14 protein-coding genes are annotated in these 14170 nt (G+C 66.4%); 5 read left to right on the top strand and 9 right to left on the bottom strand.

Annotated elements, in window-relative coordinates:
- Positions 1 to 32: 32 nt before the first annotated feature.
- From GHK24_RS04950 to GHK24_RS04940, 3 genes are read right to left on the bottom strand one after another with little or no spacing between them, the layout of a single operon-like run.
- Positions 33 to 254, bottom strand: coding sequence for a helix-turn-helix domain-containing protein (locus tag GHK24_RS04950; RefSeq protein WP_153469872.1), 222 nt, complete (start codon positions 252 to 254; stop codon positions 33 to 35).
- Positions 251 to 1213: a serine O-acetyltransferase EpsC gene (epsC, locus tag GHK24_RS04945; RefSeq protein ID WP_153469869.1), complete on the bottom strand. Its 963-nt coding sequence runs from the start codon at positions 1211 to 1213 to the stop codon at positions 251 to 253. The genes GHK24_RS04950 and epsC overlap by 4 nt, the downstream gene beginning before the upstream one ends.
- Before the next feature lie 14 nt (positions 1214 to 1227).
- Positions 1228 to 1746 carry a rhodanese-like domain-containing protein gene (locus GHK24_RS04940; protein WP_340642662.1) on the bottom strand — a complete coding sequence of 173 codons (519 nt, stop codon included), beginning with the start codon at positions 1744 to 1746 and terminating at the stop codon, positions 1228 to 1230.
- A 259-nt stretch (positions 1747 to 2005) separates the two neighbouring features.
- On the opposite strand from GHK24_RS04940, the gene rimO reads away from it, so the two are divergent.
- Together rimO and GHK24_RS04930 are read left to right on the top strand one after the other, a co-directional pair.
- The gene (rimO, locus tag GHK24_RS04935) at positions 2006 to 3316 is read left to right on the top strand and encodes a 30S ribosomal protein S12 methylthiotransferase RimO (RefSeq protein WP_153469866.1); all 1311 of its coding nucleotides are present in this window, start codon (positions 2006 to 2008) and stop codon (positions 3314 to 3316) included.
- A 55-nt stretch (positions 3317 to 3371) separates the two neighbouring features.
- The gene (locus GHK24_RS04930; RefSeq protein WP_153469863.1) at positions 3372 to 4775 is read left to right on the top strand and encodes an FAD-binding oxidoreductase; all 1404 of its coding nucleotides are present in this window, start codon (positions 3372 to 3374) and stop codon (positions 4773 to 4775) included.
- 16 nt (positions 4776 to 4791) lie between these two features.
- Here GHK24_RS04930 and hslO read toward each other — a convergent pair whose 3' ends face one another.
- Positions 4792 to 5649: an Hsp33 family molecular chaperone HslO gene (hslO, locus tag GHK24_RS04925; protein ID WP_153469860.1), complete on the bottom strand. Its 858-nt coding sequence runs from the start codon at positions 5647 to 5649 to the stop codon at positions 4792 to 4794.
- Positions 5646 to 6014, bottom strand: a complete 369-nt coding sequence (locus tag GHK24_RS04920; protein WP_153469857.1) for an arsenate reductase — start codon at positions 6012 to 6014, stop codon at positions 5646 to 5648. The genes hslO and GHK24_RS04920 overlap by 4 nt, the downstream gene beginning before the upstream one ends.
- Positions 6015 to 6271: 257 nt before the next feature.
- Between GHK24_RS04920 and GHK24_RS04915 the strand changes: the two genes are divergently transcribed.
- Both GHK24_RS04915 and GHK24_RS04910 read left to right on the top strand, forming a co-directional pair.
- Complete coding sequence (locus tag GHK24_RS04915; RefSeq protein ID WP_194286377.1) at positions 6272 to 6658, top strand: FlxA-like family protein; 387 nt, start codon at positions 6272 to 6274, stop codon at positions 6656 to 6658.
- A gap of 200 nt (positions 6659 to 6858) precedes the next feature.
- Positions 6859 to 8511 (top strand): tetratricopeptide repeat protein, encoded by a 1653-nt coding sequence (locus tag GHK24_RS04910; protein ID WP_153469851.1) that lies wholly within the window; start codon positions 6859 to 6861, stop codon positions 8509 to 8511.
- A gap of 6 nt (positions 8512 to 8517) precedes the next feature.
- Here GHK24_RS04910 and GHK24_RS04905 read toward each other — a convergent pair whose 3' ends face one another.
- From GHK24_RS04905 to GHK24_RS04895, 3 genes are all read right to left on the bottom strand, one after another.
- Positions 8518 to 9066: a hypothetical protein gene (locus tag GHK24_RS04905; RefSeq protein ID WP_153469848.1), complete on the bottom strand. Its 549-nt coding sequence runs from the start codon at positions 9064 to 9066 to the stop codon at positions 8518 to 8520.
- 107 nt (positions 9067 to 9173) lie between these two features.
- Positions 9174 to 10328, bottom strand: a complete 1155-nt coding sequence (locus GHK24_RS04900; RefSeq protein ID WP_153469846.1) for a GGDEF domain-containing protein — start codon at positions 10326 to 10328, stop codon at positions 9174 to 9176.
- Between the two features lie 27 nt (positions 10329 to 10355).
- The gene (locus GHK24_RS04895; RefSeq protein WP_153469843.1) at positions 10356 to 12770 is read right to left on the bottom strand and encodes a Tex family protein; all 2415 of its coding nucleotides are present in this window, start codon (positions 12768 to 12770) and stop codon (positions 10356 to 10358) included.
- A gap of 315 nt (positions 12771 to 13085) precedes the next feature.
- Here GHK24_RS04895 and fliW point away from each other — a divergent pair, with 315 nt between their 5' ends.
- Complete coding sequence (gene fliW, locus GHK24_RS04890) at positions 13086 to 13514, top strand: flagellar assembly protein FliW (RefSeq protein ID WP_153469840.1); 429 nt, start codon at positions 13086 to 13088, stop codon at positions 13512 to 13514.
- 22 nt (positions 13515 to 13536) lie between these two features.
- Here fliW and GHK24_RS04885 read toward each other — a convergent pair whose 3' ends face one another.
- Positions 13537 to 14094, bottom strand: coding sequence for a gamma carbonic anhydrase family protein (locus tag GHK24_RS04885; protein ID WP_153469838.1), 558 nt, complete (start codon positions 14092 to 14094; stop codon positions 13537 to 13539).
- Positions 14095 to 14170: the final 76 nt, after the last annotated feature.

The following is a 14170-nucleotide window of genomic DNA, read 5'->3' as shown; positions in this document are numbered from 1 at the left end:
TGCTATAGCCATCAAAATCCGGCACGGCCGGGCTAGGCTTGTTCGCATTGGGCGACCAGCGTCGACAGGTTGATTTCGAGTGCCTGCGCCAGTTTTTCGGCGGTCAGCAGCGAGGGGATGGCGTCGCCGCGCTCGATTTCCCCGACATACGAGCGGTTGAGGTCGGCCTTCTCGGCCAGATGCTCCTGCGACCAGCCGCGATCCTTGCGGAGCTGCCGGACGACCAGGGGGAAGTGCTGGTTCAGGTCGCTCATATGCCTGCGCCGTTCTCCATGACTTCGTTGCGCGAGAAGGCCTGTGTGACGACGCTGCCCGGCGGCACGCTGTGCGTCAGCCAGACGTTGCCGCCAATCGACGAGCCGCGCCCGATGGTGACGCGGCCAAGAATGGTGGCGCCGGCGTAAACCACCACGTCGTCTTCGACGATGGGGTGGCGCGGCGCGCCTTTTTCCAGCGTGCCGTCGGCGGTGACGGTGAAGCGCTTGGCGCCGAGCGTTACCGCCTGATAGAGGCGGACGCGTTCGCCAATGACGGCGGTTTCGCCGATGACGACGCCGGTGCCGTGGTCGATGAAAAAGCTGCGGCCGATGCGGGCACCCGGATGGATGTCGATGCCGGTCGACGAATGCGCGAGTTCGGCGACGATGCGCGCCAGCAGACGCACGCCCAGACCGTGCAGCGTGTGGGCCAGACGATGATGGATGATCGCCAGCGTGCCCGGATAACAGAGGACGATCTCATCGACGCTGTGCGCTGCCGGATCGCCGCGGAAAGCGGCTTCGACGTCGCTGTCGAGCAGGCGCCGCAGGCCGGGCAGGGCGGCCGCAAACTGCTGCACGATGTCGCGCGCGCGTGCCTCCAGAGTTTCCGCGTCGGGCTCCGACGGGCGGGCGAGGTGCTTGAGCTCCAGCCGGACTTGCGTCAGCAGCGCGCGCAGGGCGAGGTCGAGCGTATGGCCGACGTAGAAATCCTCGCTGCAACCGTGCTGGATGTCCGCCGGCCCGAGGCGCATCGGAAAGAGCGCGCCGCACAGCTTGCTGACGATGTCGCTCAGGGCGTCGCGCGAGGGGAATTCGCGTTCGCCCTTGTCTGGCCGGCGGTCGTGCGTATGGCGCCACTCCTCGCGCGCTGCCCGCAGTTCGTCGACGATGTCGCCAAGCTGCCAGGGCGGCGCGTCGACGGGGGAGGGCTTGCGTCGGAGCGGCGCGTTCATGGGGCTTGGTCCTCTTAGTCCTGCGTCCAGGGCAGATCGTGATGACGCCAACCGCCTTGCGTACCGCGTTTGCCGTCGCTGGAAATATCGCCTTCAAAGCCTTCGCGGATGTTGAAGACCTGCGTGAAGCCGGCGCGCGTCGCCGCTTCGGCGGCTGCCGCCGAACGCTTGCCGCTGCGGCAGAGCAGCAGCACCGGTTCGTCCTTGTTGACCTTGGCCGCCAGTTCCTTGGCAAAGCGCGGGTTCTTCACCAGCGCGCGTCCGGATTGCCATTGCACCAGCGGCGAGTTGGGGACGTGGCCGACGTATTTGTATTCTTCGGCGGTACGCACATCGACGATGACGGCGGCGCCTGCCGCAGCGAGCGTCCACGCGTCGCGCGGCGAGACGCTGCCGGCGAAGGGCAGGTTTTCGCTCACGGCGCGGGCACGGGCGGCGGCGAGAATGCCGTCGACGTCATCGTCGTGATGCGTCGAGGGAGATGGCTGGGTGCGCGGCGGCTGCGTCGTCGTCGCCTGGGGATTGGCAAGCACGATGAACTCCTTGGAGACAAAACGGCCGGCGTAGGGGCTGTCGGCGGGTGGGGTTCAATGTAGTCGTCGTGCGGCGCGGCTTGAACGAAGAAAATCTGCGTTGCTTATAACGCGGCGTCTGCGGCGCCCTTGGCGGACATGCCGGCGTCGGCACCTGCGCCGACGGGCGGCGAACCGGGCATCGGCGGTGGCGGTATACTCCGCGCTCGCTTCTCAGCGCTCACTTTGCCTCCGCTCGTTCATGAAAGAGACACCCGCCATGGGAAACAGCAGAAAAATCGGCGTCGTATCACTCGGTTGCCCGAAGGCCACGGTCGATTCGGAACACATCCTGACGCGTTTGCGCGCCGATGGTTACGAACTGACTCCGTCGTATGACGATGCCGATCTCGTCATCGTCAATACCTGCGGTTTCATCGATGCGGCGGTAGACGAGTCGCTGGCGGCCATCGGCGAAGCACTGAACGAGAACGGCAAGGTCATCGTCACCGGCTGTCTTGGCGCGCGCGAGTCGCTCGTGCGCAGCGCGCATCCATCGGTGCTCGCGATTACCGGCCCGCACGCCGCCGATGAGGTGCTGGCGCTGGTGCACGGCCATCTGCCGCCGCCGGAGGCGACCGACGAACTGGTGCCGCCGCAGGGGGTTCGCCTGACGCCGCCGCATTACGCGTATCTGAAGATTTCCGAAGGCTGCAACCACGGTTGCACCTTCTGCATCATCCCCGACCTGCGCGGGCCGCTGTGCAGCCGCCCGATCGGCGACGTGCTGGAGGAGGCGGATCGCCTCGTGGATTCCGGCGTGCGCGAACTGCTGGTGATCTCGCAGGACACCGCGGCCTACGGCGTCGACCTCAAGTACCGCACCGGCTTTTTTGGCGGACGTCCTTTGAAGACGCGCCTGAAGACGCTCTGCGAGACGCTCTCCGAACTCGACGTCTGGGTGCGCCTGCACTACGTCTACCCGTATCCGGTGGTCGACGAACTCATCCCGCTGATGGCCGAGGGCAAGATCCTGCCTTACCTCGACGTGCCTTTCCAGCACGCCAGCCCGCGCGTGCTCAAGGCCATGCAGCGGCCGGCGTCCGCTGAAAACAACCTCGAACGCATCCGTGCCTGGCGCAAGATCTGCCCCGATTTGGCGATTCGCAGCACCTTCATCACCGGCTTCCCCGGCGAAACCGAAGCGGAATTCGAGGAACTGCTGGCTTTCGTCAAGGAAGCGCGGCTCGACCGCGTCGGCTGTTTCCCGTATTCGCCGGTCGAGGGCGCCGCCGCCAACGCGCTGCCCGGCACCGTGCCGGAAGAGGTGCGCGAAGAACGGCGTCGTCGCCTGATGGAAGTGCAGGAAGACATCTCTGCCGAAATTCTTGCCGCGAAGATCGGCCGCGAAATCGTCGTCATGGTCGATGAAGTCGACGAGGAAGGCATCGTCGCCCGCTCGACCGCCGACGCGCCGGAAATCGACGGCCTTGTGTACATCGACGGTGAATACGACGCGCAGCCCGGCGATTTTGTCCGCGTGCGCGTCGTCGACGCCGACGAGCACGACCTTTACGCCGAACCGGCGTAAGCCCGACGTCGCGGCGGGCGCTTGGCCGCCGTGCGTCTTTCCCGAAAGCCTCGCCATGCCCTTGATCGAGACGCTCGCGGCCATCGTCGGCCCGACACAGGTACTCACCGACGCGGCGGATCTCGCGCCTTACCTCGCCGACTGGCGTGGCCGCTATCAGGGCGCGGCGCGTTGCGTCGTACGTCCGGGCTGCGCCGAGGAGGTTGCCGCCCTCGTGCGCGCCTGCGCTGCGGCGCGGGTGCCGATGGTGCCGCAGGGGGGCAATACCAGCCTGTGCGGCGCGGCGACGCCCGACGCGGTCGGTGAGGCCGTCGTTATCAGCCTCGCCCGTCTAAACCACATCCGCGCGCTCGATGCCGCGAACAACACGATCACCGTCGAAGCCGGCTGCACGCTGGCGGCGGTACAACAGGCGGCGGCAGCGGCTGGACGGCTTTTCCCGCTCTCGCTGGCTTCCCAAGGCAGCTGTCTGATCGGCGGCAACCTGTCGACCAACGCCGGCGGCGTGCACGTGCTGCGCTACGGCAATACCCGCGAGCTGACGCTTGGCCTCGAAGTCGTCCTGCCTTCGGGCGAGTTGTGGAACGGCCTGCGCGGCTTGCGCAAGGACAACACCGGCTACGATTTGAAGCAGCTTTTCATTGGCGCCGAGGGAACGCTCGGCATCATCACGGCGGCGGTGTTGAAGCTCTTCCCGGCGCCGCGTACGACCGCGACGGCGTGGTTGGCCATCGATTCGCCAGCGGCGGCGCTGGCCGTGCTGGCCCGCATGCAGGCGCGCTTTGGCGCCATGCTGACGGCGTGCGAACTCGTCTCGGGCGTCGCGCTGGCGCTCGTGCGGCGGCATTTGCCGGGGCAGACGGCGCCGCTGCCGACGACGAGCGCCTGGCATCTGCTGGTCGACGTGAGCGGCGCTGACACGGCGCCGGTACTGCTCGCGGCTTTGGAGGAATGCTTGGGAGACGCCTTGGCGGCGGGGGAGGTGAGCGATGTCGTCATCGCCCAGACGCTGGCGCAGGCGGCGCACCTCTGGGCGCTGCGCGAGAACATCTCCGAGGCGCAAAAGCGCGAAGGTTTCAGCATCAAGCACGACATCTCGCTGCCGATTTCGGCGATTCCCGAATTCATCGCCGCGACCGATGCGGCGCTGGCAGCGGCCTTTCCGGGGATTCGTTGCGTTACCTTCGGGCACATCGGCGACGGCAACCTGCACTACAACCAGTCGATGCTCGATGCCACCGACAACGCGCGTCTGCTCGCCGGCCAAGCGGCGGTCGACCGGCTGATTCACGACCGTGTCGCCGCCCTCGGCGGCAGCATCAGCGCCGAACACGGCATCGGCCAGCTCAAACGTGCCGAGTTGGCGCGCTATCGCAGTCCGGTCGAACTGGCAACCATGCGTGCCATCAAGCAGGCGCTCGATCCGCTGGGGCTGATGAATCCGGGCAAAGTGCTCTGACGCACTTCGCCCCTGCTCAGTGCAGCGTCGGCGGCGTTTCGCCAAACAGCGCCTCAACGGCGGCGGCGTCGAAACGGTAATCGCGGTTAGCCAGATCGTCGCGGATCAGCACTTCGCCGTGTTCGCGCAGCACGGCGTCGACTTCCTCGCGGCCAAGCGAGCGCAGCATGGTGCGGACTTTGTCCCAGTCTTCCGGGCATTCGTGCAGAACCTGCCGCTCCGGGAAGACGCGCACCACTTCCTGGCTGAAAAGCCGCGTCAGCAACTCGTCGCAGGGCAGGCCCAGAAGCTCGTCGTCGCGGATCGTTGTTGCCAGACTTTCGACACGGTTCCAGCCGTCGGCGTCGCGGGCGTCGGCGTTCGGCAGTTTTTGCAGGAAGATGCCCGCCGCTCCTTCCGCTGAGGCGGCGAGGAAGAGGCGCGACGGCAGCTGCTCCGAGAGGCCGAGGTAATGCTCGAAGATCTCGGCGATGCTGTCGCCCTGCATCGGCACGATGCTCTGGTAGGGCTGACGCAGGTTCGGCAGGTCGAGCGAGAGCATCAGCTGGCCGTCGCCGAGCAGTTGCGGCGCCGTTCCCGGTGCGACATCGGCGGCGGCGTGCGCCATGGCGCGCAAATTCAGGCGCTCGTCGCAATCGACGACGAGCAGCGACACCGGGCCGCTGCCGCGCAGCTGGAAGGTGATGCGGCCGGGCTGCTTGAGCGCATCGGCAATGAACAGCGTCGTCGCGCACATTTCGCCGAGCAGGGCGGCGACCGGCGGCGCGTAGTTGCGTCCAGCGACGATGCGTTGCCAGAGCGGCCCGAGACGGACGACGGCGCCGCGAATGTCGAGTTCGTCGAGGAGGAAACGTTGCAGCGTATCGATACTCATGCGAACACCTCGCGATAACGTTCGGCGTCAAAGCCGATGAGCAGGGTGCGGCCGGTGTCGAGCACCGGGCGCTTGATCAGGGTCGGCTGCGCGTTCATCAGCGCCAGTGCGCGCGCTTCATCGAGGTCGGCGCGTTGTTCTGCGGGCAGCTTCTTCCAGGTCAGTCCCTGGCGATTGACGAGCGTCTGCCAGCCGGCACGTTGCGCCCAGTCGGCTACGTGAGCGGCGACGACGCCTGCCTTCTTGTAGTCGATGAATTCGTAGTCGACGCCGTTCGCGTCGAGCCAGGCGAAGGCTTTTTTCATCGTGTCGCAGTTCTTGATGCCGAAGACGCGGCAGCGCGGGGCGTGGTCGGGGGAGGGCATGGGCAGCGGGGTCCTTGAGAGCGATCCGTAAGGCACGCATTTTACCGGGGCGGCGGCGTCACCGGGGAAGAACGGCGTGGTCGGTGCGAGCAGTGGCATGAAAGGCAGCCTACGACGTGCCCTGACAGGCGGCCCGAGAGGCGGTAGGCGCGACGGCGGGCAGGCTTTACCGTGATTTACCCGCCGCGCCCTTCATTGCACGCAGGCTTATGCCGATAGTGCAGGTGAACGCCTTGTTCTCCTTGAAAGGAAAAATCATGGTCACCGCCGTCACTTCGAGCGCCAGTTCGACGCAAACCAGCGGAGGAGGCAGCATTGCCTCGCAGATCGCCGCCCTGCAAAAGCAGATTGCTGCGCTGGAAAAAAGCCTTACCAAGCTGAGCGATTCAGGCAGCAGTTCCGGCACGTCGGGCGCTTCCAGCAGCAGTTCGACGAGCGATCAGGCGAAGGTGATCAAGGCCGAGATCGCCCTGCTCCAGGCGCGCATCGCCCAGCTACAGGCAGAAAAGAACTCTTCGGAGAGCAGCACGACGGCGGCTGCATCGGCTGCCTCTGCGACGACGAGCAGCGCGGAGAAGAGTCGTTCGACCCCCCAACGTTCCAGTACCAGCGCCGTCGGCGAAAATGTCGACGTCTATGCGTGATCGCGCGGCGTGATGTGTTCCGCCCAGTGCGTTGCCTGGCGCGCTGCTCAGTCCGTTGAACTGTCCATTGAGCGGCCGATTGACCCGCCGATTTCCCGAATCATCCCCCGCGTTATTTCCGGATGCATCTTCCGAGCCATTGAACACGGGCGGAGCGTTTTGGCAAAAAATGTCGCCATGAATCGTGACCGAAAGCCCGCATGAGCGCCGTGATTCCTTCTGCCGCCGCGGTCGATACGCTGCTGCCGCTGTTGCTTGCCGCCGTCGAGCGGCGCCACGGCGGCGACTGGATGGGGGCGCTGGCTTGCCTCGATGAGGTGTTGCGGGTCGATCCGCATTTTTTGCCGGCGCAGATCGAACGCGCTCCCGTACTGGCCCATTTGGGGCGCTACGAGGAGGCGCTCGCCGCGCTCGACGAGTTCTTGCGCCTCGTCCCTGCGCCCGAGATCAGCGCCATCTACGACGATATCCGGCAGATGGCGTTCGCTGCTTTCGCCGCCGCCATCGGCACGGTGGAGGAGGTTGCCGCTCGCCTGCGGCGTGCCGCGCTCTACTGCCAGGTCGGAGAGCCGGCGCAGGCTTTGGCGGATTACGAAGCGGCGCTCGCGCGCTCGCCGGATGCCGTCGATGCGCTCAACGGTTGCGGCACAGCGCTGCTGGCGCTGAATCGGCACGACGAGGCCCTGACGGCGTATCGGCGTGCCTGCGAACTCGCCCCACTGCGCGCCGAGTTTCATTACAACCAGGGCAATGTTCTACAGCAGCAAGGGCGCCTTGCCGAGGCGCGTATCGCCTATCAGCGCGCTATCGCGCTCGTTCCTGACTTTGCCGAGGCGCAGCTGGAAATCGCGCATTGCTGGCTGGGCGAGGGTGATGCGCGTGGTTGGGGCGGCCTTGAATGGCGTTGGCAGACCGCCCAGCTGAAGCGCCACTGGCTCGCCTGCGGGCGGCCGCTCTGGCTTGGCAAGGCAGGCGTAGATGTGTTGCCGCCCAACGCGGGCGAGCCGCTGGGCACCGTCGATCTTGCGGGGAAGACGCTGCTTGTCTGGGCGGAGCAGGGCTTTGGCGATGCCATCCAGTTCGCCCGCTTCGTGCCGCGCCTGGCCCAATCGACGTCTGCGGCGCGCGTCATCCTGCGTGTGCCGGCGCCCTTGCAGCGACTTTTGGCGGAACTGGCGGTGAACGCGCCGACGCTACACGTCGTTGGCGACGACGGCGATCTGCCGCCGCACGACGCACACGTTCCGCTCCTCAGCCTGCCGCTCGCTTTGGGCCTCGATGCGCCGGCGAGCGAAAAAGGCGCGCCTTATCTGCGTGCCGATCCGATCGAGGTCGCGCACTGGCGGGCGCGGCTTGGCCCGGCGGCCGGTCGGCGTGTCGGCCTCGTCTGGGCGGGGCGGCAGTATGGCGTTCTCAACCGCACGCGCGATCTGTCCTTGTGCGAGCTCCGGCCGCTGGTGGCGGCGGAAGAAAACTTGGGCGTGGAGCTGATCAGTCTGCAACGCGATGTTCCCGCCGCGGATCAGGAGACGCTGGCGCAGTGGCCCTCGCTGCGGCAGTTATCCGGTGCCTTCCCCGACTTTGCCGCGACGGCGGCGGTGCTGGAGGCTGTCGACCTCGTCATCTGCGTCGATACCGCTGTCGCGCATCTCGCCGGCGCGCTCGGCATACCGTGCTGGCTGCTCTTACGCTATGGCAGCGAGTGGCGCTGGCAGTACGGGCGCAGCGATTCGCCCTGGTATCGCAGTCTGCGCATCTTTCGGCAGACGCGCGCGGGCGATTGGGGGACGGTTATCGCTGAGGTGTGCGCCGCGCTGGCTGGCGTGCCGGAACGGCAGAGCGTCGCCGCTTGAGGCGGTTTACCTGAGTCCGAGCGCTTGTCGGAGTTGGGCGGCGTCCCTGACGTAGCCAATCGCCGTTACCTTGCCCCCCTGCAACTGCACGACGCTGGCGGCGCCGGATTGGCGGGGCAGGTCGGCCAACTGTGCGGCATCGCGGCCGATACCGACGGCAAAGGGCAGTTCGCGCAGTTTCGGCAGAGCGACCATGCGCGTGATCAGCGATGGCATGCCGCTGATGTCGGAGAGGTAGATTGCGTGCAGTTGTTCAAGTGTGCCGGGCGCCTGCGCATGCAGCACTTCCTTGACGAAGTCGCCGGCCGCCATGTCGGCGGTGAAGATGACGAGCTGTGTTTCGCCGTCGATTCTGAGGGGCTTGCCGTGCTGGTCGTCGATAGTGAGTGCCGGAAACGCGGCGCCCGGCGCCAGCATCGCCGCATTCGCCAGCATCGGCAGTAGCAAGGTGCTGCCAAGGAGCAGGACGGCGAGGCCATGCAGAAACCCTCGGCAGCCGGGGCGGAAGTGGGAGAGAAAGCGCACGGTGTGTCCTTTCGTGGCAGTGGATGTCATGGTGTCGGCGCAGCCAGGTTCCGGTGTTCCGGGCGAGCGCGCGGCCGGATAGGCGGCCGCATACGGGGGCGGGTGTGCGGCAGAGCGCACGGCAGACTGCGCGAAGCTCAGAGAATGCCTTCTTCGACGCGGTTGCGGCCGAGTTTCTTGGCGCGGTAGAGAGCGTCGTCGCTGGCGCGGATGATGTCCTCGCTGTGCCTCGTGTCGTTGAGCGGTACGCCGGCGACGCCGATGCTCGCGCTGATGTGGATGCTGATGCCGTCGCCGAGGTCGATGGGGGTCGCGGCGATGCATTGGCAGAGATCCTCGGCGAGCAGGGCGCCCGCCTCTTGCGCCGTGTTGGGCAGGACGACGAGAAACTCCTCGCCGCCATAGCGACCGAGGGCGTCCTGCGCGCGCAGGCGCGAGCCGATCAGGTGGGCAACGGTCTTCAGCACCCGGTCGCCGGCCGGGTGACCGTAGGTGTCGTTGACCTCCTTGAAATGGTCGATGTCGATCATCAGCACGCTGAGCGAACGCCGGTGCCGCCGCGCTTCGGAGGAGCGCCGCGCGAATTCGTCGCGGATCGCACGGCGATTGGCGATGCCGGTCAGTTCGTCGAACATCGCCAGCGTGCGATTACGCGCGTCGGCGCGCTCCTTGATCATGCCGATGAAGCCCACCGCGTCGAGCATTGCCGCCGAGAGCGCACCGATAAAACTGACGGTTTGCAATAATTGGGCGCCGTCGCTCGTCGGGCTGGAGACGGCGCCGCTGAATACGGCGAGGAAGCGCGCATAGCAAATGAGCGTCGACATCAGGCACCCGCAGAGCAGGAGCTGATAGCCGTGGCCGGGCGTCAGCTGCCGGTGGCGGTACATGATGGCGGCGAGAACGAGCGTCTGCGTACCGGCAATCAGCCCGTTGAGCATGACGCGCATGCCGAGACGGTCGAGAAATAGCCACATGCAGATGGCGGTGAGGAACACCGGTCCCAGTGTCAGCCAGAGATTCGGGCGGCGTTCCAGAAAGCGGTAGTAGCCCCACAGCATCAGCCCGATGGAGAGCGAAAACAGGCTGTTGCCGACGATGATCGAGAAGTTCACCGGAATCATCGGCCGCAGGGTGAGGACCGGCAGTGCGAGCGCGTAGACGAGGAGGCCGCCGCCCCAGAGATTGAGCCCCTCGCTGCTTTGCGCGCGCGTCAGCCAGAGCGTCGCGCCGCTCATGGTCAGGATGGCCACCGAGACCATCATGGCCATTGTCGGGACGTCGGGCTGCATCTCGGTGGGGCGGCGCGTGCGGCGGTGTCAGCGTTTGAGCCTGGCGAAGGCCGCTGCCATGGCGCCATCCATCGCCGGGGCCTTGCCGCCCGGAGCGCCGGCGGGACTTCGTCGCTCGTTCGCCGCCTTGCCGCGTTCGCCCGACGGCGCATTGCGCCCGTCCGGACGCGGCCGACCGGCGCTGGCTTGCCGCTCGTTGCCACGCTTCTCGCCGCCAGCGTGCGCGACGTCGTCGTCAAGGCGCATGGTCAGCGCGATGCGTTTGCGCGCCGCGTCGATTTCGAGAACCTTGACCTTGACCACGTCGCCCGCCTTGACGACGCTGCGCGGGTCTTTCACGTAGTTTTTCGACAGCGCGGAAATGTGCACGAGGCCGTCCTGGTGCACGCCGATATCGACGAAGGCGCCGAAATTGGCGACGTTGGTGACGACGCCTTCGAGCAGCATGCCGGGCGTCAGGTCGGCGATGGCTTCGACGCCCTCGCGGAAGTGCGCGGCCTTGAATTCCGGGCGCGGGTCGCGGCCGGGTTTTTCCAGCTCCTGCAGGATGTCTTTCACCGTCGGCACGCCAAAACGCTCGTCGGCGAAGCGTTCTGGCGGCAGGGCGCGCAAGAGTCGCGTGTCGCCGATCAACTCGCGTACGTCCTTTTTAACCTCGGCCAGGATGCGCTCGACGAGCGGGTAGGCTTCGGGGTGCACCGCCGAAGCGTCGAGGGCTTCCTCGCCACCGACGATGCGCAGAAAGCCGGCGGCCTGCTCGAAGGTCTTGTCGCCAAGGCGCGGTACTTCGCGCAGTTGGCGGCGGCTCGTGAAGGCTCCGTGCGCGTCGCGGTGGGCCACGATATTGGCGGCCAGCGCTGGCGTCAGTCCGGAAACGCGAGCCAGCAGCGGCACCGAGGCGGTATTGGCGTCGACGCCCACGGCATTGACGCCGTCTTCGACGACGGCGTCGAGCGCGCGCGACAGCTTGGTCTGGCTGACGTCATGCTGGTACTGGCCGACACCGATGGATTTGGGGTCGATCTTGACGAGTTCGGCGAGCGGGTCTTGCAGGCGGCGCGCGATGGAGACTGCGCCGCGCAGACTGACATCAAGGTCGGGGAATTCGCGCGCCGCAAATTCCGAGGCGGAGTAGACCGAGGCGCCGGCTTCCGAGACGACGACCTTGGTGAGCGTGCGTTCGGGCAGGCGTCGGATTAGTTCGGCTGCCAGTCGGTCGGTTTCGCGGCTGGCGGTGCCGTTGCCAATGGCGATCAGGCTGACCGCGTGCTTGTTGACGAGCGCGGCCAGCGTCGCCAGCGCGCCTTCGACGTCGCGGCGCGGTTCGTGTGGGTACACCGTGGCGGTATCGAGCAGTTTGCCGGTGGCGTCGACGACGGCGACCTTGACGCCGGTGCGGATGCCCGGATCGAGGCCCATCGTTGGCTGTCGGCCGGCCGGCGCGGCGAGCAGGAGATCGCGCAGGTTGTGCGCGAAGACGCGGATCGCTTCTTCTTCGGCGCGCTCGCGCAACTCCCCCATCAATTCCAGTTCGAGGTGTGGCTGAATCTTGATGCGCCAGGCCCAGCGCACGCTCTCGGCCAGCCAGCGGTCAGCGGCACGGCCGGCTGCACCGAGGCTGTCGCCGATGCCGGCGTGCGCGGCGATCAGTCCGAGCATGCGTGCGTCGCCGGCGCTGATGGCTGGCGCCGGCGTTTCGGCATCGCGTGCCGGCTCGGCTTCGGGGAGCAGCGACACCTGCAAGGCGCCTTCGTTACGGCCGCGAAAGAGCGCCAGCGCGCGATGCGAGGGGATGTCGCCAAGCGCTTCGCTGTAGTCGAAGTAGTCACGGAATTTGGCGCCTTCCGTCTCCTTGCCGGCGACGAGCGTCGAGCGCACGACGCCGTTCTCGCGCAGGCGTTCGCGCAGCACGCCGAGCAGTTCGGCGTCTTCTGCCAGTCGCTCCATGATGATCTGGCGCGCGCCGTCGAGCGCTGCCTTGGCGTCGGCAAAGCCGGCGTCGGCATTGAGAAACCCCGCCGCCACCTCCTCGGGAATGAGCGTCGGGTCGGCGAGCAGCGCGTCGGCCAGCCCGTCGAGACCGGCTTCGCGGGCGATCTGCGCTTTGGTGCGGCGCTTTTGCTTGTACGGCAGGTAGAGGTCTTCGAGGCGCTGCTTGTTGTCCGCGTCGGCGATGGCGGCGGCGAGTTCGGGGGTGAGTTTTCCCTGCTCGTCGATGGCCGCCAGAATGGCGACGCGCCGGTCTTCCAGTTCGCGCAGATAGACGAGTCGTTCGTCGAGCAGGCGCAATTGCGTATCGTCGAGCCCGCCGGTGACTTCCTTGCGGTAGCGCGCGATGAACGGCACGGTTGCCCCCTCGTCGAGCAGCGCAATGGCGGCACTTACCTGGCTGATTTTGCAGGCGAGTTCTTCGGCGAGACGGTGTTCAATCGGTGTCGGCATCGGCGAACGATTCCTTGAAAAAAGGGCGACTATGCGTAATCGACGGGCAAAACTCAAGCGCGTTGCCCTCGCTTGGGCGGTGCGGGTGCTGGCGAAGGGGCGCGTTTGACTCGTCATGACAAAGCGCTGTTACGCCCTGCGCAAACGCCGGCTTCACGTTATATTGGCGGTCAGGCCGGCAGACGTCGCTGGCGTCTCCGGATACATCATTCATCTTTCACCCCGATACGGCGTCTGCCGGCGCGGGGTGGATGCCGGGCGGCCGCTGACGCGGCGGTTTCTGGCACGGTTTGTCACTAACGAAAAGGAAGTCGTATGGAAATTGATATCGAGCGCCTTGGCCTGAAAAATGTTCCGGTCGATCCCGAGACGGTGTTTCATTTCCCGCAGGGGCTGGCGGGTTTCGAGACTTTCCAGCGTTTCAAGGTGTTCCACGAGGAAGGCAAGCCGACCATCTTCTGGTTACAGTCGCTCGATGATGCGGCGGTAATGTTTCCGATCGTCGTGCCGGAGAGCCTCGACGTCGAATATCGGATCAGCCTCTCGGATGAGGATGTCGCACGTCTCGATTTGCGCGCTGACGACGAGACGGCGGTCGCCGTCATCGTCTATCGCGACGAGGCCGATCAGGGCCGCATCGCCGCCAGCACGCGCTCGCCGATCATCCTCAATCTGCGTGCGCGCAAGGGCATTCAGAAGGTGCTGCGCGAGTTGCACTCTGCCGTGCTGGTCAGCGGTAACTGAGCTTCGCTGCCTGGTTTGCAGCTCATCCGCCGCGCCGGATCATCGGCGCGGGCGGGTCGGGCAGGCGTTCGAGTTCGCTCAGGCAGCGCCGCCATTTTTCGACGTAGTGGGCGGCGCTGCGCGCCAGTCTGGCGACTTCCTCGTCGCTCAAGAGCCGAACGACGCGGCCGGGGGCGCCGACGATCAAGGAGCGTTCCGGAAATTCCTTGCCTTCCGGAATCAGCGCATGTGCGCCGACGATGCTGTGGCGGCCGATGCGCGCGTGGTTGAGGACGCTGGCGCCGATGCCGATCAGGCAGCCATCCTCGATCGTGCAGCCGTGCAGCATGACGAGGTGGCCTAGCGTGACGCCGTCGCCGACCGTCAGCGGCGCGCCCAGGTCGGTGTGCAGCACCGAGCCTTCCTGAACATTGCTGTTGTTGCCGATGGCAATCGGCTCGTTGTCGCCACGCAGGGTGGCTTTCCACCAGACCGACGCGTTCTTGCCAAGGCGCACGTCGCCGATCAGCGTGGCGTCGGGGGCGATCCAGCATTCCTCGTCGAGGGTCGGGCGGCGGTCGCCAAAGCGGTAGAGCGGCATCGTGGATTTCCTCGTGGGTGGGCGTGGGGCGGCTGCGGGCGGTAAGCGGCTGGCAAGGCGCCGATCTCTCGTCTGC

Origin of the sequence: Rhodocyclus gracilis, from assembly GCF_009617575.1 — a bacterium.
Classification (GTDB): Bacteria; Pseudomonadota; Gammaproteobacteria; order Burkholderiales; family Rhodocyclaceae; genus Rhodocyclus; species Rhodocyclus gracilis.
Note: the sequence above shows the minus strand (reverse complement) of the source record. Positions and strands in the feature narration are given on the sequence as shown.